At 71.8% G+C, this 26,569-nt stretch carries 20 protein-coding genes; 9 read left to right on the plus strand and 11 right to left on the minus strand.

Going from position 1 to position 26,569, the window contains the following annotated elements:
* Nucleotides 1-48: 48 nt before the first annotated feature.
* From DEJ50_RS13745 to DEJ50_RS13765, 5 genes are all read right to left on the minus strand, one after another.
* A complete protein-coding gene (locus tag DEJ50_RS13745; protein ID WP_150212112.1) occupies nucleotides 49-1,920 on the minus strand; it encodes a glycoside hydrolase family 15 protein in 1,872 nt (623 codons plus the stop codon).
* A gap of 147 nt (nucleotides 1,921-2,067) precedes the next feature.
* A complete protein-coding gene (locus DEJ50_RS13750; protein ID WP_150208278.1) occupies nucleotides 2,068-3,459 on the minus strand; it encodes a DUF4407 domain-containing protein in 1,392 nt (463 codons plus the stop codon).
* A complete protein-coding gene (locus tag DEJ50_RS13755; RefSeq protein ID WP_150208279.1) occupies nucleotides 3,449-4,981 on the minus strand; it encodes a hypothetical protein in 1,533 nt (510 codons plus the stop codon). Before DEJ50_RS13755 ends, DEJ50_RS13750 begins: the two co-directional genes overlap by 11 nt.
* Nucleotides 4,974-7,310 carry a hypothetical protein gene (locus tag DEJ50_RS33900; RefSeq protein ID WP_190344464.1) on the minus strand — a complete coding sequence of 779 codons (2,337 nt, stop codon included), beginning with the start codon at nucleotides 7,308-7,310 and terminating at the stop codon, nucleotides 4,974-4,976. Before DEJ50_RS33900 ends, DEJ50_RS13755 begins: the two co-directional genes overlap by 8 nt.
* Nucleotides 7,307-8,077 (minus strand): hypothetical protein, encoded by a 771-nt coding sequence (locus tag DEJ50_RS13765; protein ID WP_150208281.1) that lies wholly within the window; start codon nucleotides 8,075-8,077, stop codon nucleotides 7,307-7,309. The genes DEJ50_RS33900 and DEJ50_RS13765 overlap by 4 nt, the downstream gene beginning before the upstream one ends.
* Before the next feature lie 278 nt (nucleotides 8,078-8,355).
* Here DEJ50_RS13765 and DEJ50_RS13770 point away from each other — a divergent pair, with 278 nt between their 5' ends.
* On the plus strand, nucleotides 8,356-8,877 hold the full coding sequence (locus tag DEJ50_RS13770; protein WP_150208282.1) for a hypothetical protein: 522 nt from the start codon (nucleotides 8,356-8,358) through the stop codon (nucleotides 8,875-8,877).
* A gap of 18 nt (nucleotides 8,878-8,895) precedes the next feature.
* Here the strand turns inward: DEJ50_RS13770 and DEJ50_RS13775 are convergent, their stop codons facing one another.
* From DEJ50_RS13775 to DEJ50_RS13785, 3 genes are all read right to left on the minus strand, one after another.
* Nucleotides 8,896-9,603 (minus strand): Crp/Fnr family transcriptional regulator, encoded by a 708-nt coding sequence (locus DEJ50_RS13775; protein ID WP_150208283.1) that lies wholly within the window; start codon nucleotides 9,601-9,603, stop codon nucleotides 8,896-8,898.
* A 65-nt stretch (nucleotides 9,604-9,668) separates the two neighbouring features.
* Nucleotides 9,669-9,911 (minus strand): hypothetical protein, encoded by a 243-nt coding sequence (locus DEJ50_RS13780; protein ID WP_150208284.1) that lies wholly within the window; start codon nucleotides 9,909-9,911, stop codon nucleotides 9,669-9,671.
* Between the two features lie 76 nt (nucleotides 9,912-9,987).
* Nucleotides 9,988-10,869: a hypothetical protein gene (locus DEJ50_RS13785; protein WP_150208285.1), complete on the minus strand. Its 882-nt coding sequence runs from the start codon at nucleotides 10,867-10,869 to the stop codon at nucleotides 9,988-9,990.
* Between the two features lie 140 nt (nucleotides 10,870-11,009).
* On the opposite strand from DEJ50_RS13785, the gene DEJ50_RS13790 reads away from it, so the two are divergent.
* The 5 genes from DEJ50_RS13790 (at nucleotide 11,010) to DEJ50_RS13815 (ending at nucleotide 17,962) form a co-directional block, all read left to right on the plus strand.
* Entirely contained in the window at nucleotides 11,010-12,233 is a 1,224-nt protein-coding gene (locus DEJ50_RS13790; protein WP_150208287.1) for a CapA family protein, read from the plus strand.
* Nucleotides 12,234-12,367: 134 nt separating this feature from the next.
* Nucleotides 12,368-14,653 (plus strand): cache and HAMP domain-containing protein, encoded by a 2,286-nt coding sequence (locus tag DEJ50_RS13795; protein WP_150208289.1) that lies wholly within the window; start codon nucleotides 12,368-12,370, stop codon nucleotides 14,651-14,653.
* A gap of 6 nt (nucleotides 14,654-14,659) precedes the next feature.
* Nucleotides 14,660-16,315 (plus strand): poly-gamma-glutamate synthase PgsB, encoded by a 1,656-nt coding sequence (pgsB, locus tag DEJ50_RS13800; RefSeq protein WP_223837745.1) that lies wholly within the window; start codon nucleotides 14,660-14,662, stop codon nucleotides 16,313-16,315.
* Nucleotides 16,312-16,794, plus strand: coding sequence for a poly-gamma-glutamate biosynthesis protein PgsC/CapC (locus DEJ50_RS13810; RefSeq protein WP_150212113.1), 483 nt, complete (start codon nucleotides 16,312-16,314; stop codon nucleotides 16,792-16,794). The genes pgsB and DEJ50_RS13810 overlap by 4 nt, the downstream gene beginning before the upstream one ends.
* A gap of 88 nt (nucleotides 16,795-16,882) precedes the next feature.
* Nucleotides 16,883-17,962 carry an NlpC/P60 family protein gene (locus DEJ50_RS13815; RefSeq protein WP_150208290.1) on the plus strand — a complete coding sequence of 360 codons (1,080 nt, stop codon included), beginning with the start codon at nucleotides 16,883-16,885 and terminating at the stop codon, nucleotides 17,960-17,962.
* Between the two features lie 9 nt (nucleotides 17,963-17,971).
* Here the strand turns inward: DEJ50_RS13815 and DEJ50_RS13820 are convergent, their stop codons facing one another.
* Both DEJ50_RS13820 and DEJ50_RS34660 read right to left on the minus strand, forming a co-directional pair.
* Entirely contained in the window at nucleotides 17,972-19,978 is a 2,007-nt protein-coding gene (locus DEJ50_RS13820; RefSeq protein WP_411757603.1) for an MFS transporter, read from the minus strand.
* Nucleotides 19,979-20,104: 126 nt separating this feature from the next.
* Complete coding sequence (locus DEJ50_RS34660) at nucleotides 20,105-22,897, minus strand: D-alanyl-D-alanine carboxypeptidase family protein (RefSeq protein WP_223837746.1); 2,793 nt, start codon at nucleotides 22,895-22,897, stop codon at nucleotides 20,105-20,107.
* A gap of 328 nt (nucleotides 22,898-23,225) precedes the next feature.
* Here DEJ50_RS34660 and DEJ50_RS13830 point away from each other — a divergent pair, with 328 nt between their 5' ends.
* The 3 genes from DEJ50_RS13830 (at nucleotide 23,226) to DEJ50_RS13840 (ending at nucleotide 25,573) form a co-directional block, all read left to right on the plus strand.
* Nucleotides 23,226-23,987: a GOLPH3/VPS74 family protein gene (locus DEJ50_RS13830; protein WP_150208292.1), complete on the plus strand. Its 762-nt coding sequence runs from the start codon at nucleotides 23,226-23,228 to the stop codon at nucleotides 23,985-23,987.
* 270 nt (nucleotides 23,988-24,257) lie between these two features.
* A complete protein-coding gene (locus DEJ50_RS13835; RefSeq protein ID WP_150208293.1) occupies nucleotides 24,258-25,139 on the plus strand; it encodes a helix-turn-helix domain-containing protein in 882 nt (293 codons plus the stop codon).
* 221 nt (nucleotides 25,140-25,360) lie between these two features.
* Nucleotides 25,361-25,573, plus strand: a complete 213-nt coding sequence (locus DEJ50_RS13840; RefSeq protein WP_150208295.1) for a DUF397 domain-containing protein — start codon at nucleotides 25,361-25,363, stop codon at nucleotides 25,571-25,573.
* A 121-nt stretch (nucleotides 25,574-25,694) separates the two neighbouring features.
* On the opposite strand, the gene DEJ50_RS13845 is transcribed toward DEJ50_RS13840, so the two are convergent.
* Complete coding sequence (locus tag DEJ50_RS13845; protein WP_150208297.1) at nucleotides 25,695-26,549, minus strand: hypothetical protein; 855 nt, start codon at nucleotides 26,547-26,549, stop codon at nucleotides 25,695-25,697.
* Nucleotides 26,550-26,569 lie beyond the last annotated feature (20 nt).

The raw sequence follows: 26,569 nt of genomic DNA on the forward strand, positions 1-26,569 counted from the left end.
CGCGAAGACCCCCAGCCGATCACGGCTGGGGGTCTTCGGCGTCTGGGGCTAGTCCCGTCCCAGGCTGTACCTGAGGCCGGTGCCCGGGGTCGGGCGGGTTTCCGCCTTGTCCAGTTGTTCGTCCAGGGCCATGGCCGCCGCGATCAGGGCCAGGTGCGTGAAGGCCTGGGGGAAGTTGCCCAGCTGTTCGCCCGAGGGGCCGATCTCCTCGGCGAACAGGCCGACGTGGTTGGCGTAGGTGAGCATCTTGTCGAAGGCGTACCGGGCCTGGTGGAGCCTGCCGGACCGGGCCAGGGCCTCGACGTACAGGAAGCTGCACAGGGTGAAGGTGCCCTCCGAGCCGCGCAGGCCGTCGGGGGAGGCCGCGGGGTCGTAGCGGTAGACCAGGCTGTCGCTGACCAGCTCCCGGTCCATGGCGTCGAGGGTGCTGAGCCAGTCCGGGTCCCGCGGGGAGATGAAGCCGACCCGGGGCATCAGCAGCAGGGACGCGTCCAGGACGTGGGTGTCGTAGTGCTGGACGAAGGCCCGCCGCTCCTCGTTCCAGCCGCGTTCGACGATCTGCCGGAACACCGTGTCCCTCACCGCGGTCCAGCGGGCGAGGTCGGCGGGGCGGGAGTGGGCGGTCGCCAGACGGACACCGGCGTCCAGGGCGACCCAGGTCATCAGCCGGCTGTAGGTGAAGTTCTGGCGGCCTCCGCGGGTTTCCCAGATGCCTTCGTCGGGGCGGTCCCAGTTGCCGGCCAGCCAGTCCAGTACGTCGCTGATGGCCTTCCAGCCGCGGATGGCGCCCATGTCGTCGGCCACCATGAGGGCGTCGGCCGCCTCGCCGTAGATGTCGAGCTGGAGCTGGTCGGCTGCCGCGTTGCCCGCCCGTACGGGTCTGGAGCCCTGGTAGCCCTCCAGGTGGTCGAGGGTCTCCTCGTGCAGGTACGGGTCCCCGTCCACCCGGTACATGATCTGCAGGGGGTCGCCCGAGGCGGTCGCACCCGCCTCGATACGGTCGCGCAGCCAGCGCCGGAAGGCGTGGGCCTCCTCCTCGAAGCCCAGGTCGATCAGGGCCCGGACCGACAGTGAGGCGTCGCGGACCCAGGTGTACCGGTAGTCCCAGTTGCGTTCGCCGCCGATCTGCTCGGGCAGACCCATGGTCGCCGCGGCGATCGGCGCCCCGGTGGGGGCGTAGGTGAGGAGTTTGAGGGTGATCGCCGAGCGGTTGACCATGTCCCGCCAGCGGCCCCGGTAGGTGGACGAGCGCATCCAGGAGTGCCAGAACGTACGGCATGCCTCCAGCTCGTCGGCGATGCCGGCCAGGGAGGGCAGGTCCGGGGCCGGGGCGCCGCTCGCGGTGCCGGTCAGGACGAGGGCGGCCACGTCGCCGGCCGCGAGGGTGAAGTGGGCCGTGACGTCGTCGCCGTCGGTACGGAGCGTGACGCGGTCGGTGGCCTGGAGGTGCAGGTCGGTCCCCGGGCCGTGGAAGACCGCCGTGTGGTCGTCGGGCCGGGTGAGGGAGTGGCCGGCGCGCGCGTAGTCGAAGCGCGGGCGGCAGCTGAAGTCGAAGGCCAGGCTGCCCCGGACCACCCGGGCGACCCTGATCAGGCGGTGCCGGTCCGAGGGGACCCTGCCCTCGATCGGTGCCATGAAGTCGGCGACCTCGCCGACGCCACCGGGGGCCAGGAAGCGGTTGACCAGGACTGCGGTGTCGGAGAGGTACAGCTGGCGGACCGTGGCACCGCTGTCCTCCGGAAGCTCCGCGGCGAGCCGGCAGTGGCCGCCCCGCTCACGGTCCAGGAGCGAGCCGAAGATGCTGGGGGAATCGAAGCGGGGCGTGCACCACCAGTCGATGGTTCCGCCGGAGGACACCAACGCGGCCGTCTGAAGATCGCCGACCATGCCGTGCTCGGCGATGGGCGGATATCGGTTCAGGTTCACGTGACCTCCTTCCCCACGCTCACAGGGTGCGCCGGACGGCCGGTCGGCGCATGCGGAGTGGACCGACCCCCGGCCTGCCTGCGCAACTGGCTGCTCGGCCGGGGGTCCCCATCGGGTGGGTTACGGGTTACGGGTCACCGGTTACGGGTTGCGGAGGCGGGCCGCGCGGGCGTCGAGTTCCGTGCGGAACGCCTGGGCGCGTTCCGACTGGGCCAGCCGGTAGGTGTGCTCCACCGCGTCCATGCCGTTCGCCGCCTCCTGGGCCGAGCGGTGGCGCCGGGCCTCGTGTTCCGCGGCCTCGCAGGCGTGGCGGACCTGGAGTTCCTCCGCGTGCCGGCGGCGGCCGGCCTCCAGGCGGCCGGTGAGGGCCCGGTCGTAGCTGGTGGGACCGCTCATCAGCTTCGCCAGCACCGGCATCGCGTCCACCGTCAGCAGCAGGATGTGCAGCAGGACGGCGACGAACCCGGCGTACCAGTCCGACCAGGCCACCGTGCCCAGCGCGTGTGCGCTGGTCAGCAGGCCGTCGTCGTCCAGGGACTGCTCGTGGCTGCGGGTCCGCTCGTCGATGGCCTTGACCAGCGCGGGGCGGTAGGTTTCGCCGGCCGTGGCCTCCTGGGCGGTCAGGTCCCGGCCCTTCTGGATGAGCGCCGCAAGGTCTTTCTGGTGCTGGTCGGCCTGGCTCGTCTCGCTGTAGGCCGTGGCGTCCTTGCGCGCCCGCTTGCAGGTCTCGGTGACGTCCCGGCCGCCGTTCTTCCAGACGTACTTCTTCTGGTAGTCGCATTCGCGCTGCTCGGCGGCCATCTTCTCGGAGAGGGTCTTGTCGATGGCCGCCACCTGGGCCTGGCGCTCCTTGACCTCCGCCGCGTTACGGGCGATCTGCTCGCGCAGTGCGCCCGGCGAGCCGGGTACGTTCAGCTGGAACCCGGCGCAGTCCGGCCGGCCCGCGGTCGCCGTGCCGTCAACCGGGTTGCAGGCCATCAGACTGCCCCGGTAGGCCTCCACGTCCCGCTTGTGGCCGACGCTGATCTCCTGGCGTATCTCCTTGTCGAAGATCTGGAACAGCAGCGGCTCGGCGATGGCCAGGCCCAGCAGCACGGACAGGAACAGCCGCGGCAGCAGGGCCCGCAGCCGGCCCTTGGCGGGGATGCCGTGGGTGCTCGACACCAGCCAGCTGTCCAGGGCCAGCACCACCCAGAACCAGATCGCCGCCACCACCAGCGCCACCGCGAGCGGCAGTTCGTCCCGGATGGTGGCGATGGCCAGGGCCATCGAGGCGCCGCCCAGCAGCGCCGTGTTCAGGACGATGGCCCCGTACCAGGTGTAGCGGGCGCGTTCCTCCGGAACCCAGTCGAGGACGTCCTCGCGGACCCCGATCAGCCGGCGGAGGTACACCGCCGGCGGCGGCCGGCGGCGCCCGCGCGCCCTTCCCCGCGGCGCCTCGGGGGCCGGGCCGGGGGCCGGTGCCGGCAGCCACGGGAAGTCCGCCTCCTCGCCGGCGCGCCCGGACGGGCGGGCCGGTGCGTCAGCCGACACCTTCCTCCCTCCCCGCTTCACCCAGGTCGAGGTCCAGGTCCAGGTCCAGATCGTCGTCCTCGGCGGCCGGCGCGCCGGTGTCAGGGCCGGCGTCGGCCCGCTCCACCCGGTGCACCTCGCCCGGCCCCTCGGCCAGCGCGTACGCGGCCTGCGCCGCCGCCAGGTGGGACTCGCCGACGTCGTTGATCAGGCTGGTGACGTCCAGGTGCGCATCGTCCCCGTGGCCCCGGTCGATCACCCGTTTGGTCAGGTCGTACTTCGCGGTCAGCATCTTCTCCCGCCATTCGCGCTGCTCCTGCCGGTACACCAGCGCGTCCTCGCGGTCCTCCCGCCGACGCTGCCGGCTGTTCTCCTGTTCCTGCTCCCAGCGACGGGTCTCCTCCTGGCGCCGGGAGGCGAGATCCTCCCGCCGGTCCTGCCGGGACAGCTCCCGGATCCGGTCTCCGCGCTCCAGCCGGGCCCGGGCGGCCTCGCGGGCCCGCTCCTCCTGGCGCTCCAGACGCTGCCACTGCCGCGCGTCCTCGGATTCCCGTCGCCCGTCCGCCGCCGCCTCGGCCTCGTGCAGTCGCTTGGAGAGGGTGTCCGCGGAGATCTCGCCGCGCCGGAAGGCGTGGTAGTCGGCGGCCAGCGGGTCGTATCCGAAGACCTTGACGTCCTCGGCGGTCTCCCGCCTGCCGTGCGCGTTGGTCTTCGTCTCCTGGCCGAGCCGGTGGTCCAGCGCTGCCACGTCCGACCGTTGCAGGAACACCGACCGGAGGTCCTCCAGCTCCTGCCGGTGCCGTTCCTCGGCCAGCGCCTGCTCCTGCCGGTACCGCTCCTCGGTGAGCCGCTGCTCCCGCAGCAGATCGCGCTCCAGCAGCTGCCGCTCGTGCTCGGACCGGGCCCGCTCCTCCGCCAGCTCCGCCTCGAACCGGTTCTGCTGGCGGGTGCGTTCGGCCTCTTCCCGGGCCCGCAGGTGCGCCGCGAACTCCTCCGGGGTGAGGACCTCCACCGTGACCGGCCGGATCCGCATGCCCGACACCTTGGCCGGCACCATCTCCCCGTAGGCGCAGAGCCGGCTCCACACCCGGTCCCGTACCTCCGCCGCCTCCCGCACCGGCAGGTCCTTGCCCTCCTCGGCCAGCCCCGGGACCTCCCGCAGGTATCCGAGGACCAGCGGTTCCGCGTCCTCCACCCCGTCCCGTACGACGGCACACGCATCGGTCACCGTGCAGTGGAAGGTGACCCGCAGGGTGAACGCACCGGTCTCCGCGGACGGTACGGACGTCTCCACCACCAGCGGTACGGCCACCCGCCGGTCGACCACGCTCACCGAACTCGCCCCGACGACCACCTCGTCCCGCGGCCCGCGCAGCCCGTGGTCCTCCACGTACTCCTCGCCCACCCGGTAGACCAGCACCTGGTGCGCGGCGATCCGCGGCAGGTCGGCCTGCTCCCGGGTGGTGCGCTTGTTCAGCCAGCCTCCCCGTTGCTCCGGCGGGCCGAACTCGCGCTGCTCGACCAGGGGGTATCTGTCAGCCATGGCGCCTCAGTCCTTCGTTCTCGGTCCGCAGTACGGCCGCCAGGAACTCGTCGACGATCTCGGCGATCTGGGGGCGGGGCCGGCCCGCCACCCTGCGCAGGACGAGATCCAGACGCGACCGTTCGTCCGGGGGCAGTACCGCCCCCATCTCCCGCCCCAGCCGCCCGGCGGCGGCCTGCGGGTCCTCGCACACGGCCGGCAGCGCGCACAGGGCCGTGTACAGGGAGGCCAGTGCCGCGCCACGGAACGGGCGGTGACAGAGCACGCCCGCCCACAGCTCGGCCACACTCGTGAGCGCCGGTGAACCGCGGCCCGCCAGCACCGCCACCGCCGGCACCCGGGTCCGCTGCTCGACGACGGTCAGCACCAGGACCACGGAACCGAAGGTCACCCCCTTGAGGTGGGTGGCGACCCTGGTCCGGGCCTGTTTGCGCAGCCGGTACACCAGGGCGTCCAGGACGACCCCGACGTCCTCCCCGTACTCGGTGAGCAGCGCGAACAGCTGGGACAGCGCGATCATCGGCTCGGTGGACGCCGCGGCGCCGTTGCCCTGCCACTGGCTGATCAGGTGCCACAGCCACTTGACCGCGTCGGTGGGGAAGGTCATCCCCAGCAGCCCTCTGCTGAAGGCCAGCATCGCGGTGGTGCGCAGTTCGTGGTCGCCGGACTGGGCCCAGCTGCGCACCAGGGTGAGCGTGGCGGCGCCCAGGCTGGCGTCCAGCGCCATCCAGGACAGCACCTGTACGGCCATGGCCCGGCCGGCCGGGCCCGCCGCGCCGCGCGCCCAGGGCAGCAGGTAACAGTCGGCGACCTCGTCGAAGGCGGGCCGGGCGAGCAGCGCGAGTCCGGTGGAGACGGACATCTGGAGGCCGGGGCTCGGCCCGGCCGCGATCACCCGGTCCAGCCAGTGCCGTACGCCGTCCCAGTACGCCGTCGAGTGGTTGGCCCACAGTTCCTGGAGCACCCACTGGCGGTACGGGGGGCTGGGGAACACCACCACGGTGCGGGTGGGCGAGCCGTGCGCCTCGGCCTGTTCCTCGGTGGCGACCAGGGTGTTGCGCCGGAGGGAGCGGCGCCGGTCGGCGAACCGGCGTGCCGGGAGCGGGGGTTCGGCGGGTCTGGTGGCCGGTGTGTCGTCGTCGGTGGGGGCGGCGGCAGCGGAAGCAGGCGGGGCCTCGGGCGGGAACGCGGGCTCCAGCAGCGGCTCCAGCAGCTCCTGGAGGGACTCGAAGGTGCGGCGCCCGGCTCCGGTCACGAAGGCCAGGGTGGTGATCTCGGCGATCTCCTGGAGGGACCGCTCGGTTCCGCCGAACCAGTCGCGCACCGGCCGGGCGGCATCACTGCCGTACTCCCGCCACACCAGGGCGGGTTCGGCGCCGCCGAGGATGCGGCCGACGGCCGCCACCACCTCCGCGACGGTGCACTCGGCGGGCATGAGCTCGGCCGCCCGGGTCACGCCTTCCTCGGCGTGGCCGCCGGTACGGAGCCGAAGGCGCAGGACGTCCGCCAGGTCCGGGGCGCTCCAGCCGATGTGCCGGACCGCCTCGGGCTGCCCTCCGTCCGGGTCGTGCACGGTGGTGACCACCAGGTGGGCGCCCTGGCTCCGGACCTGGTCGCGGACCCGCCGCCAGTCGAAGTCGGCCGTCTGGGCGGCTGCCGGGCCCTCGCTCATCCGGTCCAGCAGCACATAGCCGATGCCCTTGGCGAAGGTCCGTTCGGCCAGTTGTTCCAGGCTGTTGTCGGGGGACAGGACCACATAGCCGGTGCTGTCGGCGACTTCCTTGAGCAGGGCGACGGCCCCGGAGCGCTTGCCGGTGCCGGGCGGGCCCACCAGGACCACCACGGTGTCCTCGGCCAGGGCCTCGACGGCTCGTTCGAAGGGGGCGGGCGGGACGTAGTGGCCGATCAGGTCGTCGATCTCGCCGGCGTCGATCCGGCCGGTGGCCCGGCGCCGGCCGCCGCCCGCGGTCGCGTGGTCGGGGGCGATGCCGAAGTGGGCCTGGGGTGCGTTCAGCGGGCCGTGGAAGGACTGATTGACGTAGTTCAGTACGGTGGCGAACTCGCCGCCGGGGGCGGGCTGTTCGGGTGCGGTCTGGCGTCGCGCCCGTGCGGGGCGGGGTTCCTGCCGCTGTTCCTGCCGGTGCTCCGGTCGCTGCTCCTGCCGGGACTCCCTGTCCCCGGCCGGCTCCGGGGGTAATTCCGGGGCCGCGGCAGCCCCCTCCGGGCCCTTTTCCCGCTCTTCCTGCCGCTCGTCGGGCCCCTCGTCGCGTGCTCGGATCTGCACCCCACCTGCTTCCCCGGACAGACCGCCGTCGTTCCTGTCGGTCACTTGGAGATCCCGAAGACGCCGCCCGTCGCGTGGACGGTTCCGGTGAACTGCTGTACGACGACGTCCCCGGCGGGGGCGGCCTCCTGCCGGCCACCGGAGCCGGGCCCCTCCCCCCTCCCGGGGCCCGGCTCCGCCCCCGGACCCGGGGGCTCCGCAGTGGTCCGTTCCGCACCCTCCAGGTCCAGGAGGTGTACGTCGTGGCCGGGTACCCAGATCCAGGCCCGGCCGGAGTGCTCCTTGGCCTCGATCCGCACCTCGCGGAACTCCTTGACCCGGATGGCCGTGTAGGCCTCGCGGACCACGTCGTTGAAGACGGTGGAGGAGACGGCCACGGCCAGGCAGGCGTCCTCCGCGCCGGCCAGGGCGGCGCGCAGCGGACGGCTGTCGAGGATCCGGCCGATCTCGACCGGCGCCTTCCCGATGAACCCGTTGGCGCCCGGGCTCACCGACCCGAAGTGCACGGCGGCCCGTAATTCCAGCCAGGCCTCCCGCAGCCGGGTGCTGTTGAAGGCCCGCAGCCCGGCATCGAGGGCCCGCATGAAGGTGTCGACCAATGCGGGCTCCGAGGCCCCCTCGGGCAGCACCGCGAACTCCGAGTCACCGGCGAACTGCCGTTCCCACGCGGACCGGTCGAAGCCGGCGGCCTCGGCGGCCTCGCCGAGCAGCCGCGGAATGGCCTCCTGGTACTGGCCCTGGAGGAGCGCTCCGGCCCGGCCGTAGCCCTTCGCATCGACGGCCAGCAGAAGCCTTCGGCCGAACACTGTCATGACGCACTCCTCCACGTGGTTTCCGGGAGAGAAAGAATGCCGCACACCTCAACTCGCCCAAGCCATACCGCGGTTACAACTCCCACACAGAATCGTCCCGGGTCTGTTCCGGTTCTCCGCGCGGGCTTCGGCGGCTCACGGCCAGTGGTACCGGGTGCTTCCCGGACACACCACGTGGAAATACGGGATGCCGAGATCCCGTACAAGTGACTGGTCCCGGCGGCCCGTTCGACCGTCACTGGGGAGTACGCAGATCCGTTCCCCCAGGAGGTGGCCCCATGCCGGACCGGCCCGACCGATCAGAAGCCGACCGGATCCGGACGGCCGAGTTCATGCTCGGCTCGTTACAGAGCACGCATCAGCACGCGGATTCCAAGGCGGGCATCCTGGCTGCGGCCCAGGCCGCACTGGTGACCACCGCGGGCGCCTGGAGCGGCCGTGCCGTGGACGGCTGGCAGCGCGGCGGGGTGCCGGGGCTGGTGGCCGGGGTGCTGCTGGTGCTCTTTGCCGCCGGGCTGCTGGTCGGGGCCGGCAGCCTGGCGCTGGCGCTGCGCCCGCGGCTGTGGGAGCCGGCCGAGGCCAACCCGTACAGCTACCGCCGGCTGTCGGCCGGCGGCCCGGACGTCCTGCTGCCGGTGGGCGCCGAGGCGTCCCGGCGCGAGCTCTCGCAGGCCGTACGGTTCCTCGCCGGGGTTGCCGTGGCCAAGTACCGCTGGCTGGCCACCGCGGTGGCGGGTACGGCGGTGATGGGGGTCAGCGCAGGCCTGAGCGTGCTGCTGCGGCCCTGGCTGGCCGGCTGAACGGGAGGGGCCGGCCGGTCAGCCGGCGAGGTCCGCGAGTTTGCGGAGCCTGGGCAGGTCCCGGATGGCGGTGGTGCGGTAGCCGGTCTCCAGCAGGCCCTCCTCCCGCAGTTCGCGCAGGCCCTTGTGGATGGTGGTCTCGGCGGCCCCGGTCAGCGCGGCGATCTCGGGCTGGGTGAGCCGGCAGCCGACCACCACCCCGTCCGCGTCCTGCCGCCCGTACCGCTCGGCGAGCTCCACCAGCAGCCGGGCCATCCGTACCTTCACCGGATAACCGCGGAACTCCAGCCGGCGCCGGTTGGCCCAGCGCAGCCGGTCCGCAACCATCCGGGTCAGTGCCATGGCCACCTCGGGGCGGCGCACCATCAGCTCGTTCAGGGCGGCCGGCTGCATCACCCGAGCGGTCAGCGGGCCGCAGGCCGTCACCGTCGCCGAGCGGGGGGCGCCGTCCAGGGCGGCCATCTCGCCGACCGTGTCCCCGGCGACCCGCACCGCCAGCAACGAGGCCTGCCCGTTCTCGACCGTGGCCGTGACCTTGGCGAGCCCGGACATCAGCAGCAGGACATGGCGGTCCCGGGCCCCTTCGGTGAGGAGTACGGCACCCGCTCCGTAGCGCACCTCGGTGCCCGCGCCGAGCAGTTCCCGGCGGGCCGGGGGCGACAGCAGGGCGAGCAGGCTGCGGTCCGGCCACTCGCGGCTCGGCTCGGGGCTTGGCTGGAGCGGCACGGTGGCCCCCTCGGCAGGTGCTTGCGTCAACTCCCGGACAGCGACAGCGTACGGGGGCCGGGGCCCTAGCTGAGGCCCTTGCTGCGCTCGCCGATGCGGTCGCCCTGGGGGGTGCCGGCGCGCTTCAGCTCCGCCTTGGTGTGTGCTCCGCCCTTGACCTTGCTCCGCACGGGGCCTTCGAAACCGTGCCCGTGCCCGTGGTGTCCCAGCCCCTGCGCCCACGGCATCGGGCCGGCCCCGTGGTTCTCCAGGGCCTCCAGGGCCTCCTTGGCCGCCCGGGCATCCTGCTGCTTCGGCTCTTTGCTCATCCCGTCGTCACTCCCTCTGGGAACACCCAATCGGACTACTGGGATCGTATGCACACAATTCCCTCCGCGCACCCGGTCAGGATTCCGCCCAACGCCGGGTGAGGACGCGAATCGCCTCCGTCACATCATTCAGCCGGTCGTCGTCGGTCCTGATCCGGCGGGCCAGCTCCACATGCAGGAATCGCAGCCTTTCCTCCGCCGCCACCAGGCCCTGCTCATTGGACTTTCCGGACAGCTTGCACTTCCGGGCATACGTCCGGCAGACCTCCAGCCCCTCCTCCGTCAGCTCCCTGGAAAGGATCTTGGAATCGGAGACCGCCCGGTCCCCGGCCCCGGTCGAAACCACCGCATCGAATTCGGGGAAGGACTCGTTGGCGAACCCGTGCAGCTGTATCCCGGGCAGGCGGCGCTTCATCAGCTCGTCGATGACGCTGTGGAACACCGAGTCCGTGCGGTGGGCCACATCGGCAGCATCCCCCTCGCCCGCGGTGCGGTGCGCGCCGGCCAGCACCATGACTCCGCCGGGCGTCCCGCGCAGCACCCGGGCCCCGAGCCGCTCGGTCTCCTGGTCGGCGACGGGGTGCGGGACCTGCACGATCCAGCTGGGCTTCGCGCCCAGGTCCACGTACACCCGGCCCCAGCCGCGGTTGGCGCCGTCCGTGCGGTCGGCCGCGTCGGCCACCTCGGCGTACCGCCGGCCGCTGACCGCGTCCGTGAGCGATTCCACACCGAAATCGACCTCGGAAAGACGTGCGCGCGCCCCCTCGAGGTCCCCGTCGAGGACCAGGGCGACCCCCTGAGTAACCGTCAGCCTTTCCTGCTCGGTGGGCACCCGATAGCCGCCGCGCTCGCCAAATCCCTTCGTAAAAGCGGTAATTCGCTTTTCCAGGTCGACGCCGGCCGCCGCCGACGGCTTCGCCGGAGCCGCTTCACCGGGCGGCTGCACGGCCGGCGACATGAAATACAGCACAATCGCCGTGAGTGCTGCCGCGACACCCAAGGTTATCGAAATCGTTATTCGCTTGTTTGCGATGACCGCACGAAAAGGAGTCATGGTCATACAAAAATAACGGAGTGACGAACACCCGCACTCCTTTCATGATCCAAAATGCCGCGCTCGCCCTTGCGTTGACGGCTGCCCTTTCGGGCTGCAGCCTCTTCAAAGGCGGGGATGCGGCGGGGAGCGCCGGCGAGGGTGGGACGGCCGGCGCGGGGGGCCGCTCCTTCACGGTGGCGGCGGCCGGCGATGTTCTGATCCACCCGCAGCTGACCGACCAGGCGGCCCGGGACGCGAAGGCCGCGGGCAAGGCCGGGTACGACTTCGACAAGATCATGGACGGCGTGAAGCCGGTCGTCTCCAAGGCCGACCTGGGCATCTGCCACATGGAACCGGTGCTGGGGAAGCCGAACGGCCCGTTCCAGAGCTTCCCCGACTTCCTGGTTCCGCCGCAGATCGCGAACACCCTCAAGAACATCGGCTACGACACCTGCTCGACGGCCTCCAACCACGTCCTCGACCACGGACCCGAGGGCGTGTACCGGACGCTCGACACCCTCGACAAGGCGGGCCTGAAGCACACCGGCTCCGCCCGCAGCCAGGCCGAGGCCGACAAGACCCTGATCATGGACGTCAAGGGCGTCAAGGTCGCCCAGATCTCCTACGCCTTCGGGTTCAACGGCCGCGAGGTCCCCAAGGACAAGCCGTGGCTGGCCAACCTGATCGACTTCGACAGGATCGCCGCCGCGGAGAAGTCCGCCCGCGCAGCCGGCGCCGAGGTCGTCATCCTCTCCCTCCACTGGGGCCGTGAGCACCAGCCCAACGCGAGCAAGCCGCAGCTCAAGCTGGCCCGCAAGATCGCCGAGAAGACCGGGATCAACCTGGTCATCGGCCACCACGCCCATGTGGTGCAGCCCTTCGAGAAGGTCGCCGGCACCTGGGTCGCGTACGGCCTGGGCAACCAGCTCGCCCGCCACGACGTGCCCAGCGGCCTGACCGAAGAAGGCGTCATCGGCTGGTTCGAGTTCACCGAGAAGAAGGGTGGCACCTGGGACGTCCAGGCCCGCTACGTACCGACCTTCACCGACATCCCGCCGGACCCCGAGGCCGAGCCGGGCAGCGCCGCCGCGCCCGGGGCGGCGCCCGGGCCCGTACGCGACCACCGGCTGGTCGACGTGGCTGCGGCGCTCAGGAACGGCAAGGACCTGCTCCCCGAGCAGCGCTCCCGGTACCGGCTGGCCTTCGAACGCACCCAGGGCACCGTACTGAACCGCGGCGCCGCGAACGACGGTCTGCGCCCCCTCCAAGAACTCCCGGGCGGCTGAGTCCGGCACCACGGCATTTGTCCCCCATGTCCCGTCACCCTCGCGTGCACCCGCGCGCGCACACTCAGGAGAGGAGCGTCCCCGTGGCCGCTTCGCGTACGAAGCGGCGGCAAAAGGCCCGCCGAAGGGCCGACATGTCACTGCTCGGTGGCATCCGCCCGCCGATCGCCGTCCTGTCCGTCCTGCTGCTGCTCCTCGCCGGCATCACCGCACTGAGCCTGGGCAGCGTCCGCAAGGACACCCTCCCCGAGGCCGTGCTCACCTCGCAGCAGCACTTCGCAGAGGACGGCGCCATCGCGCTGCGCGCCTCGCTGGACGAGAGCGTCACCGACCTCAACCGCGCCGCCACCCTCTTCTCCGCCGGGGCCCCGGTACCGCCGGACGCCGTCCTCGACAAGATCAGCAACGTCTACCAGAAGTGGCGCGGCACCGCGATCGTCGAGATCAGCTCCGGCCAGCTGCTCGCGGCCCGCGGCGAGGACCTGCCGCTGACCGCCGTCGACCGCTCCAAGCTGTCGGAGGAGGGCGGCCTCTCGCCCCGTATGGTCCGCCTGGCCAACGGCGAGACCCGGCTGCTGACCTTCGCCCTCCTCACCTGGCCGGGCGTGCCCCAGCAGCTGCTGGTCTCCTCCAGCAGCCTCCGCTTCCCCGGCATCAGCCTCGGTGACTTCCGGGCCATTGCCGTGGTCGACGGCAAGGGCCGCATCCTCAGCAGCGACGGCATCCCCGAACCCGAGCAGGTCCTCACCGACCTCCAGCGCGCCGACGTCAAGCGGGACACCAAGCAGCTCAAGTCCTTCGCCAAGACCGCCGCGAAGAAGGCCGAGCAGCACCCGCTGTCCGCCAAGAACCCCGGCTCCGGGGGCTTCCTCGGTGTCAGCGGCAGCCTGCTGGGCGGCGAGTTCGCGGGCGACCGCGCCGCCGCCGGCTATGCGACCCTGGCCGGTCCGGAGCCCGGTGTCGGCACCACCGCCACCAGCCTCGGCCTCACCGTCGTCGCCATGGTCAACATCGCCGAGGACACCCGGTCGGCCTCCAGCGCCTTCGCCGGCCTGACCGCGGCCGGCGCCCTGCTGATCATCGGCGCCCTGGTGATCCTCCTGCTCATCGGCACCGTGCAGCGCCCGCTGCTCGCGCTCTTCCTGGAGAGCCGCCGGCTGACCCGCGGCGACCTGCACCGCCCGGTGACGGTCCCCCGCACCGGCGAGGGCTCCCGCATCGGCCTGGCCCTCGAACGCCTGCGCCACCAGCTGCTCGGCCGGCCCGACCCCGGCCCGGACGGGGTCGAGACCGGCGGCAAGGTGCGCAAGGCCGGCGTCCGTACGCTCGTCGGCCTGGCCCTGCTCCTGCTGCTCGGCTGGTGCCTGCCGCTCGGCCTGATGGTCAACCGGGCCGGCGAGGAAGCCGTCATCCCCCAGCAGATCGTCAACGACCAGCGCGACCGCACCGACACCCTGAACGACCGGATCCGCCGCGCACTCAACGAGGGCCACGCCGACCTGCTGTCGGTGGCCTCCGGGATGAACGACCGGACCACCCCCGACCACATGGGCACCGTGCTGGAACGCACCCTCCAGCAGCACCTGCGCTACCAGTCCCTGTACGTGGTCGACGCGAACGGCACCGTGCTCGCCAAGGCCGGCAAGGACCCGCAGGCCTCCCGCGTCAAGGCCGCCGACCGCCGCAAGCCCATCACCCTGCAGGAGGGCGGCAAGGAGCCCGTCCTGATCGGCGCCGCGGAGATCGCCGGACGGCCGGGCACCGCCCTGATCGGCGAGTTCCGGATCGACTTCCTCAACGGGCTGCTCAAGCGGCCCGGCCTGGGCCAGATCCGGGTCGTCGACGGCAAGCACCGGGTCATCGCCTCCAACAGCGGCTACCGCGCCTTCGAGAAGCTCGACGACGAGCGGCTGGAGGCCCTGGCCGACGGCGCCGCGCTCAAGGTCGGCATGGCCCCCCGGCCGGCCGGTGTGCTCTACCGCGACAACGGCACGCACACCATCGCCGCCGCGGCCCCGTTCGTCGGCGGCGGCGCCGCCAAGGAAATGGGCTGGACCGTGATCAGCTGGCAGCCCGCGAAGGGCCTCGGCATCCCCGAGTACAGCCTGCAGAACCGCACCGTGCTCGCCGGGCTGCTCGGCCTGACCGCCGCGGTGGCCTGCCTCGGCTGGCTCCACCTCATCGTCGTACGCCCGCTGCGCGAACTCGCGCAGCGCGCCGAGGCCCTGGCGGACGGCGACCGCCGGACCGTCCTCTACCCGCGCCACCACGACGAGGTCGGCGCCGTCACCCGCAGTCTGGAAGTCATCCGGCAGCAGCTCCAGGAGCTGCGCAGGCGCGAAGCCGCCGGCCCCACCGCCGGTACCCACGCCGCCGTTGCCTCCGGCACCACGCCGACCCACCAGGCCGGAAGGAACTGACCCGCCGTGCTCTTCCTCTACATCGTGCTGGTCGTCTGCTGCCTGCTGATGCTGGTCGCCGGCATCATCGAGCAGCGGCGGCACTTCGCCAACCTGGACGAGATACCCACCCGGGTGCTCGTCAACGGCATCCGCGGCAAGAGTTCCATCACCCGGCTGGTGGCGGGCGCACTGCGCGGCGGCGGGCTGGTCACGGTCGCCAAGACCACCGGCACCGCGGCCCGCTTCATCCACCCCGACGCCACCGAGGAACCGGTCTACCGCAAGTTCGGCATCGCCAATGTCGTCGAGCAGATCGGCATCGTGCGGCGGGCCGCGGCCTACCGGCCGGACGCACTGGTCATGGAGTGCATGGCCGTCATGCCGCCGCTCCAGGAGCTCAACCAGGCCAAGCTGATCCAGTCCACCATCGGCGTGCTGTGCAACGTACGCGAGGACCATGTGGCCGAGATGGGCCCGACCCTCGACGACATCGGCCGCTCCCTGTCGCGGTCGATGCCGCACGGCGGCATCTGCGTCACCGCCGAGAAGGACCGCTTCCATGTCCTCCAGGAGGAGGCGGACGCCCGGGACTGCACGCTGATCTACGCGGACCCGGACATGGTCAGCGACGAGGAGCTGCGCGGCTTCAGCTGGTTCACCTTCAAGGAGAACGTGGCCATCGCGCTGACCGTCGCCGACCTCCTGGGCATCGACCGGGAGACCGCGCTCCAGGGCATGTACGACGCCCCGCCGGACCCGGGCGTGCTCTCCGTCGAGCGCTACATCGCCCCCGGCGACAAGCGGCTGCGGTTCGCCAACGTGTTCGCGGCCAACGACCCCGAGTCCACGCTGATGAACATCAACCAGCTGCTCGACCTCGGCGCGATCAGCCGCCCGCTGAACGTGGTCATCAACTGCCGTCCCGACCGGGTCGAGCGCAACGGCCAGATGGGCCAGATCGTGCCCGACCTCCAGCCGGACAAGGTGTTCGTCATCGGCCACCCGGCCAAGAGCGCCATCGACGCGATCCCCGCCGAGTGGCGCGACCGCGCCGTCGACCTCGGCGGCGACGGCCGCGACGGCGAGGAGTTCATGCACGAGCTGCTGGGCCACCTCGGGGCGGATTCCTCGCTCGTGGCCATCGGCAACATCCACGGCCAGGGCGAGATCCTGCTGGAGCACCTCGCCGAGCTGCCCTCCTTCGAGGAGGACGCCGAGCCGGCGCAGCAGGCACCGCGGATGCAGGAGGCCCAGCAGGCCCAGCAGCCGCACCCGGGGTACCAGGCACCGCAGGCGTACCCGGCGCAGCACGGGTACCAGGTACCGCAGACCACGGGCCCGTACGCCAAGCCCCTCGACCCGTACGGCTACCTGCCCGCGGCCGAGGAGGCACGGTGGACGACGCCGGGCCACCAGCAGTACCCGTACCAGCAGCAGTACTCGCACCCGGCCCAGCCCTACGACCACTCCTACGAGTCGTTCGCACCGGCACCGCAGCCCCAGGTGCAGGCGCAGCCGCAGCCACAGCCACCACAGCAACAGCAGCCGAGGCGCCCGGCGCTGGAGCCCGCCCCCTGGCCCCGCCAAGAGCAGCCCCAGCCCCAGCAGCCCCAGCTCCCCCGACCCCAGAACCCGCAGCAGCAGCCTCAGCAGTGGCCCAGCCCAGGAGAACCCCGTTGATCCCCGCCGTCCTCACCCCCGAGATCGCCGCGATCGGCATCGCCCTGGGCCTGCTGTTCTCCCTCGTCTGCTACCTGACGACGAACCTGTCCCCCGGCGGCATGATCACCCCCGGCTGGCTCGCCCTCACCCTGATCGAGGACCTCCAGCGCGCCGCGATCGTCCTCGGCGTCACCGTGCTGACGTACGTCCTCACCCTCGTCGTCCAGCGCTACGTGATCCTCTACGGCAAGCGGCTGTTCGCGGCCGTCGTGCTGATCGGCGTGATCCTCCAGGGCGGGGTGGTGATCCTGCTGCAGATGGAGTTCCCGCTGCTGTACGCCAACCAGACGCTCGGCTTCATCGTGCCCGGCCTGATCGCCTACCAGCTGGTCCGCCAGCCCAAGGGCGCCACCCTGCTGGCGACGGGCTCCGCAACGCTCATGACGTACGTCGTCCTGACCGCCGGCATCCTGCTCGGCGTCATGCCGCACGCGTGATCCGCCCCCGCCCCGCCGGCCACGCCGCGCGCCCCGCCCGCCCCGCCCGCCCCCACACCTCGACCACCGATCCCGCCCGGAGTCACCGATGACCGCCGCCACGTCCAAACGCCGCACCCGTCCCGTCCTGCACGCGGCCACCGTGATCGCGCTGCTGGCCGGAAGCGCGTACTTCACGATCGAGCTGCGCAAGGAGGAGCAGGCCAAGGCGCCGGCGATCCAGTCGGTCGTCGACACCCCCGCAGCCGCCGCCAAGACGGCCGACGAGAGCGGCCAGAAGTGGGAGCGGCTGAAGAACCCCGAGCGCTCCGTGCTGCGTGACGGCAAGGGCGGGATCCTCGCGACCTTCACCGACGGCGCCCGCACCGCCACCCTCACCGGCCCCAGCCGCACCTTCACCGAGCCGGCCACCACCAAGACCCGGGTGGTCACCGAGAACTGGGTCCGGCTGATGCCGGAGGTGTGGCGCAACGGCGCCGAGCGCGAGCAGTGGTTCAAGGACTGGTTCAAGAAGTACTTCGGCAGCGAAGAGGACGACATCTTCGCCATGGCCTTCCAGTACGGCGACCAGGCCCCGGTGAAGAAGGACGCCGAAGGCATCGCCTACGCGGGCGACGCCAACTTCGGCCCGATCAACCCCAAGGGCTCGGTCGGCAACGACTACCGGCTGGAGGAGTCGGACTTCTACGACTACCTCGGCATCCCCTACACCTTCCGCAGCGGCACCATCATGAAGCCCGAGCCCATGCGGGCCCGCTCGATGGACTGCTCCGGCTTCATCCGCACGGTCTTCGGCTACCGGGCCCGCTTCCCGCTGATGGCCACCGACAGCTCCGGCGACGGCCTGGCACGCACCGCCAACGGCATGGCCCGCGGCAAGCCGGGCGTGAACGTCATCCCGCTCAAGGGGGTCGGCACCGAGCACCGGCCCACATCCATCGATGTGCTCCAGCCGGGCGACCTGCTGTTCTTCAAGCTGGACGCGCGCACCGGGGAGCGGCTGGACCACACCGGCATCTACCTGGGCACCGACACCGACGGCCACAAGATCTTCATCTCCAGCCGCGAGGAGGCGAACGGGCCCACCATCGGCGACAAGGGCGGCACCTCGCGCCTCGACGGCAACGGCTACTACGCGACGACGCTGCGCAGCGCCAAGCGCGTCTGAGCCCGTACGTCAGGGCTGGGGGGACGGCCGGGGCGGACTCGTCCGCGCCGGCGTCCCCAGCTCCTGGTGGATCAGCGCCTCCGGGCAGGGCGTACCCCGCGGGACCCGGTACTTCGCCGCCAGCCGGTACTCACCCGGGGCCGGGGCGAGCAGCTCCGTCCAGACGTCCCCCTCCAGGTCCGGCGCCGCCTTGAACAGGCAGCCGGCGGTGTTCTCGTACTGCTTCACCGGCGTGCGCCCGGCCTTGGAGAGCTCCGTCTCCTGCGGGGGCATCACGGCCTTGCCGTTGGCGTCCACCAGGCCCAGCCACGGCGAGTGCGGGACCTTCACCAGCACCCGTCCGGGAGCCTTGACGTCGATGACCATCCGGTCGGCAGCCGCGCGGACCACCTGGGCCGAGCCGCCGACCAGCTGTCCCGGCTCGTGCACCTTGAACAGCTGCCAGTTCGCGTCGCCCCACACCTGCTGGAGGTAGGGCAGGCCCTCGCGGACCAGGGCCGCCTCGTCCTCGCCGCCCACATCCGGTTTGCCGGCGGGCAGCACCACATAGTGCACGGCCCACCGGTCCAGCCATTCCCGGTAGCTGTCGGCGGTCAGCGTGTCGTCGTAGAAGAGCGGATTCCGCTCCAGGTCGGCCTGCCGGTTCCAGCCGCGGGCCAGATTGACGTACGAGGGGAAGGCCGAGGACTCACGGTGGCTGCTGGCCGGGACCACCTCGACCCGGCCCCGGTCGGCGCCCGCCTTCTGCAGCTGGTCGACCAGCGGTGCGAGCTCGCGGTTCCAGGCCGCCACCGGGGTGGTGCGGACGATGTCCAGGACGCTGTTGGCGGTGATCCAGACGGTCAGGGAGGTGACGGCGAGCAGCACGGCGTACCAGCGCCGGCTGCGCGGCACCGCGTACGGGAGGGCGGCGAGCAGCACCGCGCCGCCGAACAGCATCGCCAGGCGGGTAACGTTCGAGCCGACCTGTGAATCGATCGCCCAGGTCAGGAAGACGCCCAGGGCGTACACGCCGGCGGCGATCCGGACCGTCGTCCAGCCCTTCGGTACGAGGACGAGGACGGCCACCCCGGCGAGGTACGGCAGGCAGGCCGAGGCCACCGTCATCGGCTGGGTGCCGGAGAAGGGGAACAGCCAGGCCGAGAGCCCGACCACGGCCACCGGCGCGAGCCCGAGGGCGTACGCGCCGGGGCGCCGGCCGCTCAGGAACAGCGCGGCGGCGACCACCCCGAGGAACAGCCCGGCGACCGGGCTGGAGGCGGTGGCGAGCCCGGCCAGCAGCGCGGCGACGGCCGCCTTGGCCCAGCGCTTCCGCGCCCACATCCGGGGCCAGCAGAAGGCGGCGGCGACCGCACCGAGCGCGAACATCACCCCGAGGCCGAAGGTGACCCGGCCGGACAGGGCGTTGCAGAACAGCCCGTACACCCCGGCGAGGGCGGGCCAGAGCGGCTGGCGGACGGCACCGCGGCAGCGGGTGAGGATCAGTGCGAGCAGGGCGGCGGAGACGGTTCCGGCGATCATCATCGTGGTCCGGACGCCGAGGACGTGCATCAGGTACGGCGAGACGACGCTGTAGGAGACCGGGTGCATCCCGCCGTACCAGGCGAGGTTGTAGGCGGAGTCCGGGTGCCGGCCGACGAACTCGGCCCAGGCGTCCTGGGCGGCGAGGTCACCGCCGCTGTTGGCGAAGAGGAAGAACCAGACGACGTGCAGGACGGCGGCGACCGCGGTGGTGACGGCGATGGGGCGGCCGGTGACCGCACGGAGCGCTCGGCGCGCGGCGGAATCGGGTGCGGCCGGGCTACCGCCGGAGCTGTGCGGGCCGGCGGCGGTGCCGGCGTCGGCGCCCGTGCCGGTGCCGGTGTCCGCCGGGCTACCGCCGGAGCTGTGCGGGCCGGCGGCGGTGCCGGCGGCCGGCTGCCGTATGCCGGTTCCCGCCGGCTCGCCGGGCAGGCCGGCCGCGGCGGCCACGGCCGCCGGCTGCGGCGGCCCCTGCTTCTCTTCCGCGGTGGTCACTGCGTCGCACTCCCAAACCTGCGTTCCCGTTCCCCGGGCATCTGACCCGAAGACGCGTACCGGCGCCCCGGGGTTGCCCGGGGCGCCGGAGTCGTCACCTGTGTCTCGGCTGTGGCTCGGCCGACGTCAGCCGAGCCGGGTCAGCTTGCTCCCGAGGCCGGGAGCGGCCAGGTCGCTCTTCAGTGCCACCGGCACCTTGACCTGGCTGGCGCCCTCACCGACGGTCAGCAGACCGACCTCGGTGCCGGCCTTCGCCGACTGCGGCAGCTTGCCGTCTCCGGCACTCAGCTTGATGGCCACCGTCACCGAAGGCCAGCCGACCGCCTCCACGTCGGCGGTGGCGATCACCGGGGTCTGACCGCCGAGGCCGTCGTCCACGTACCCGACGACCTGGCCCTTCTTCACCACCGGCGCACTGGTCAGCATCTTCTGCGTGGCCAGCATCATGTCCTTGCTGGCGGCGATCGCGGTGCCGAGGATCGGCGTCTTGTGCTGGCCGAGGACCGCGCCCACGATCAGCTGGTTGGTCTTGCCGACCTTCTTCTCGGCGGCGAAGAGCAGGTTGCCGCCGCCCTTGGTGGTGGAGCCGGTCTTGATGCCGAGCGAGCCGTTGAACGGAACGAGGTCGTTCCAGTTCCGCCACTTCTTGCCGGAGGCGTCGGTCCACTCGGGCAGCTTGGTGATCGCGACCAGGGCCTCCATCTCGACGATCTTCAGGCCGAGCTTGACCTGGTCCTCGGCGGTGCTGACCGTGGTCGCGTCCAGACCCGAGGGGTCCGTGTACGTGGTGTTGGTCATGCCGAGTTCCTTGGCGGTGTCGTTCATCTTCTTGACGAACGCCTCCTGGTCACCGCCGGTGTCCCAGCGGGCGAGCAGCCGCGCGATGTTGTTCGCGGAGGGGATCATGAGGGCGGCGATCGCGTCGTACTGAGAGATCGACTGGCCCTCCTTCACCGTGTTGAGGGTGGACTCGTTGTCCGACTTGTCCTTCTGGCCCTCGGTCTCGGCGAGCTTGTCGACCGGGATCATCGGACCGTCTTCCCCCTTCTTGAGGGGGTGGTCGCGCAGGATGATGTACGCCGTCATGGCCTTGGTCACGCTGGCGATCGGGACGGGCTTCTGCTCGCCGGAGGAACCGACGGTGCCGAGGCCCGCGGCGGCCATGAACGACTGGCCGTCGTTGGGGTAGGGCAGCTGCGGCGCGGCCCCGTCGAAGGTGAAGCTGTTCTGGGCCGTCATGGTCAGCTTCGGGTCGGGAAGCGGGCGGACCAGCTGGACGATGCCGAGGACGACGATGAGCAGCACGAGCAGCGGCGCGTAGATCTTGACCCGCCGGACGGTGGTCCGCATGGCGCTGGGCGGCGGGGGCGGGTTGTTGGTGAGCTCGGCGAGCAGGTCGAGCGGCGGCTTGGGCGGCAGCGGCTGCTGCGTGGTCCGCTCGGCCCCGGTCAACGCGACCGGCTCCGCCTTGGGCTGCGCCTTGGGCGCGGGCGCTGCCTTTGGCTCCGCCTTGGGCTCGGGCTTGGCAGGGGTGCGGGGCAGGTCGTCATCGGTACGCAGGGGTACGAAGGTGCTGCTGCCGTTACCGCTGCCGCTGCCGCTGCCGTTACGGGCCTCGGGCCGGCCGCTGGGCCGGAACCAGCCGGCGTCGTCCTTGCCGGCCTCGTCCTTGCCGGCGTCGGCGGGGGCGTCCGTGGGGACAGCGCGGAAGACGGCGGTCTTCTCGCCGTCCTCCGAACCGGAAGCGGAATCTGCGGGAGCTGCGGTGGCGGGGGCGGGTGCGGGTGCGGAGTCATCGCGCATGCCACGGAGAACGCCGTCACGCTTCGCGGAGTCACCGCCGGCGGCGGCCGGCTTCACCGCACGGAACATGGTCGTACGCTCGACGTCCGGCTCGGCCGAGGCCTTGGCGGCCGGCCCGGAACCGGAACCCGCGCCGGCGCCCGGCTTCACCGCCCGGAAGACCGCGGTCCGCTCCGAGTCCGCCTCAGCGGCGTCCGGGGCGTCAGCCCCGCCCTTCCCGGCCGACCCGGAACCGGAACCCGCCTCAGCGGGAGCCTCCAGCGCAGCCGCGCCAGCGGCGGGCTCGGCGTCCGACGCCTCCGGCGCGGAAACAGAACCCGCGTCCAGCTTCACCGCGCGGAACACCGCGGTCCGCTCCGAGTCCGCGGGCGCGGCGGGAGCGTCAGCCCCGCCCTTCCCAGCCGGCGCCGCCGCCTCCGGCGCGGAAGCGGAAGCCGCGTCCGGCTTCACCGCGCGGAAGACCGCGGTCCGCTCCGAGTCCGCCTCAGCGGCGTCCGGGGCGTCAGCCCCGCCCTTCCCGGCCGACCCGGAACCGGAACCCGCCTCAGCGGGAGCCTCCAGCGCAGCCGCGCCAGCGGCGGGCTCGGCGTCCGACGCCTCCGGCGCGGAAACAGAACCCGCGTCCAGCTTCACCGCACGGAAGACGGCCGTCCGCTCCGAATCCGGCGCAGCGGCGCGAGCATCAGCGCCGCCCTTCCCGGCCGGCCCGGAACCGGAACCCGCCTCAGCGGGCGCCTTCGGCGCAGCCGGCGCAGCCGCGCCAGCGGCGGCCTCGGCGTCCGGCGCCTCCGGCGCGGAAACAGAACCCGCGTCCAGCTTCACCGCGCGGAAGACCGCGGTCCGCTCCGAGTCCGCCTCAGCGGCGTCCGGGGCGTCAGCCCCGCCCTTCCCGGCCGACCCGGAACCGGAACCCGCCTCAGCGGGCGCCTCCGGCGCCTCCGGCGTGGAAGCGGAAGCCGTCGCCGACTTCGCAGCCGCCTCGGCCGTCGATGCAGGCGAAGCCGCGTACTTGGCCGCCGGGCCGTCGGTCGGCTCGGGGTCCGCGCCTGCGACCCACGCGGCGACCGCCGCCCGCAGCGGGTCCTGCGGTTCGGCCGCATCGCGCGGGCGCAGCACCGACAGGCGGGGGTCACGCTCCGGCGACGGAGCCGATGCCGATGCCGATGCCGATGAAGTCGACGACCCCGAAACCTTCGGTTCGCTCTCCGCCGCCGCTCCCGACGAACCCGAACCCTGCTCTACCGACTTGTCGGGGGACTCGCCCGCCACCAGTTCCTCCTCCATCGCTGTCCGAACCGTCTAACAGTGTCCCGTCTAGGGGGCATCGCCCCCGTGCTAGACGAGAACGACATAGCTGCCGGTTCCCCCACAAAGAAGACAGGCACTCTCGACAGATGAATGTGAGAGGGGTCACCCTGTCACTCATCCACGCGGGGAGGCATGGATGGGCAGGAGCCGCAGAACAATTCCGGAGGAGCTTCTGCTGCTCGCCTTGGACCCGGCCACGGGAACCACGGCGCAGCCGCAGTCGCTCGACCTCGGCCTGGCCGGGGCACAGCTAGTGGAGCTGGCTCTGGCAGGACGGATAGCCCCTGATGGGGATCGTATCGCCGTGGTGATGCCACGGCCGACAGGAGATCCGACTTTGGACTCCGCACTGGAACTGCTGCGCAGGCGCGGCAGCCCGGTCCGGGCCGTCCACTGGATCGGTGGACCCCGGCTGGGGCTCCGCCAGATTTACCTCGCTCATCTGGAGCGGTGCGGCATGGTGCATGCCGTGGCGGGACAGATGTGCGGGGTGCTGCCGACGACGCGCTACCAGGCGACCGACACGGCCATCAGCCGGGAGATCCGTGCCCGGCTCGACAGTGCGATCCGCACCGGCGTACCACCGGACCCGCGGACCGCGGCGCTCGCCGCACTGGCCCACGCGGTCGGTCTCGGCAAGCACCTGTACCCCGGCAACGAGGGTCGTTCGTCCAGGTCCCGACTGCGGGACCTGATCCGGCACGACCCGATGGGCGGCCTCGTGGCGCATGCCGTGATGGACGTTCAGAACGGTGTGGCAGCACAGCCGCGCCGCGAACGTGCCGCGGCGGCACCGGCATCCGCACCGGCCCCGGCCGCCCGGGCCACGGCAGCGAGCGGCCTTCCGCTGCAGCCGCGCCGGGGCGCCCCGATGGCCCGCGCCGGCGCTGCGCACTGAGCCACGCGCAAACAGCACCGGCACCGTACGACCCGTACCAGCAGATCCACAGCAATGCCGTCGCCGTGACCGGGGCCGCCCCTTCGCCCCGGTCCGGAAGCCGCCAGCGCGCGGGGTGGCAGGGCCGGTCCGCCGGCCCCGCCGCCCCGCGCGTCTGTGTTTCCCGCACATTCCCCAGCGGTGACGCGCCGTTCGGTGGCAGTCTGCTCACTATCAGACACGCAGCGCGCACAGAGCACGCAAGAGACAGAAGGCGGAGGTGCCGATCCCGTGGCGTCCAATGTCAATCCCACCGTCCGACGGCGCCGGCTCGGCATGGAGTTGCGCAAGCTCCGTGAGGACAAGGGCATGACGGCCGAACAGGTCGCCGAGCGCCTGCTGGTCTCCCAGTCCAAGATCAGCCGACTGGAGAACGGCCGCCGGTCCATCAGCCAGCGGGACGTCCGCGACCTGTGCGAGGTGTACGAGGTGGAGGACCGGAGGCTCGTGGACTCGCTCATGCAGATGGCCAAGGACTCCCGGCAGCAGGGCTGGTGGCACGCCTTCGGCGATATCCCGTACAGCGTCTACATCGGTCTGGAGACCGATGCCGCCAGCCTGCGGGTGTACGAGCCGCAGGTGGTGCCTGGGCTGCTGCAGACCCCGGAGTACGCCCAGGCCATCATCCGCGGCGCGCTGCCGGAGACCTCGCCGCTGGACATCGACAAGCGCGTCCAGGTCCGCATGCGGCGCCAGGACCGGCTGTCGGAGACCGCCAACAACAATCCGGAGGTCGGTCCGCTGCGGCTGTGGGCTGTCATCGACGAGGCGGCGCTGCGCCGGCGCGTGGGCGACGAGCAGTTGATGATCCGGCAGCTGGAGCACCTGATAGAGCAGTCGGAACTGCCGCACGTCACCGTCCAGGTGATGCCGTTCTCGATGGGCGCGCATCCGGGACTGAACGGGCAGTACGCCATTCTGGAATTCCCCGACGCATCCGACTCCACGGTCGTCTACATCGAGGGCGTGACGAGCGATTTGTACCTGGAAAAGGCCAATGATGTGCAGAAGTACAGCGTGATGTACGAGCATCTGCGCGCCCAGGCACACAATGTGGACCAGACCCGGGAGTTTATCTCCGACATCATTGCCCAATACGCACAGAAGGGCTGAGAGGGGCCGAGAGGCCCTGATAAGGGCCTCGTTGCCGGTGCGTGGGCGGGGAGGCCGGTACGGTACACCGTCACCTCCCGGCCACAGAAGGCCTGAATGGAATATGCCACCCGGTCGAGTGAATGACCTCTTCACCCAACGGGCGGTGCGAGTAGCGTCGATCACGCCAACCAGGAAAAGGTTGGCGCCACATTGGCAGAACTCGCTGGACCGGAGAGAACATGGCTATTCGTCAGGGTGCCACCGAAAACTGGACCAAGTCCTCCTACTCCGCCGGAAACGGTGCGTGCATCGAGGTCAAGTCCCCGATCATGGAGGCCATCGCGGTCCGTGACTCGAAGGTGCAGGACGGTCCGTCCGTCACCTTCGCGCCGGCCTCGTGGACCTCGTTCGTCAACGGAGTCACCGAGGGCACGCTGGGACGTCTCGCCTGAGCGTCACGGCGAGAACCCGGCCCACCCGTCCCAGCACCATCGAAAGAGCCCTCTCGACTGGTCCGCCGTCCCGGCCGAGGGGGCTCGGCCATGCCCGGACACTCCCCTGGGAGGTGGCCGCCTAGTGGCGCAGCCGGTCGACGTACCGGTCGGTCCCGGGCACCGTGGGGATGAACGGCGCCACCAGCTCCACCCGGCCCAGCCCGGCCTCTGCGACGTCGGTGTCCAGTCCGCCGAACCGGTCCCAGCAGTCCCGGGGGTCGGTCTCCAGGAACCAGAGCAGGGTCAGCCGGGTGCCGACCCCCTCGACCTGTTTCACATAGGTCATCCGGTCCCCGGGCAGCGGCGTCGGCCGGAAGACCGTCACCATGGCCGCCGGCCCGCCGACCAGCCGCTTCGGCAGCGCCCGCGAGCGCAGCCACTCCAGCAGCTCCGCCCGCTGCCCGGGCCCGTCCGCGTCGATCACCTGGAGGACGAGCCCGGCGTACGGGTGGTCCAGCGCGTGGTAGTCCCGGGGGCCGGCGGCACCGTCCCGGTAGACGGTCGCCTCGTGGTCCTGGAAGGACGTGAACACATGCGTCCGGTCCTGGTAGACCCGGCCGTCCCGGTTGAGCCGCTTGTTGATCCCGACGGTCCACTTCATGTGCTCGTCGTAGCGGCCCTCGGTCACCCAGTAGGTGGAGAGGTAGCAGCCGGCGGTGACGGGCTGGGCCACCGCCGATTTCTCGGGGTACCGCAGGTCCTGGAGGTCCCGGGTGGCCACCCAGCGCCGCCCGGCGTACATCCAGGGCATGGCCATGGCCCCGGCGTAGTAGTGGTCGTCCTCGTACCAGCGGTTGTACGCGTACTCGTGGCCCGGGTGCGGCTCCACCATGGTGATCAGCGCATGCCCGGGGCGCACCCCGTACGGCCCGACCGCGGCCAGCTCCGCGTACCCGGCGCCGCGTTCCCCGCGTTCCTCTTCGGCATTCGTCATGGCACCGGTCTAGCTGATGA

It is taken from the genome of Streptomyces venezuelae (assembly GCF_008642295.1).
GTDB classification, from domain to species: domain Bacteria; phylum Actinomycetota; class Actinomycetes; order Streptomycetales; family Streptomycetaceae; genus Streptomyces; species Streptomyces venezuelae_C.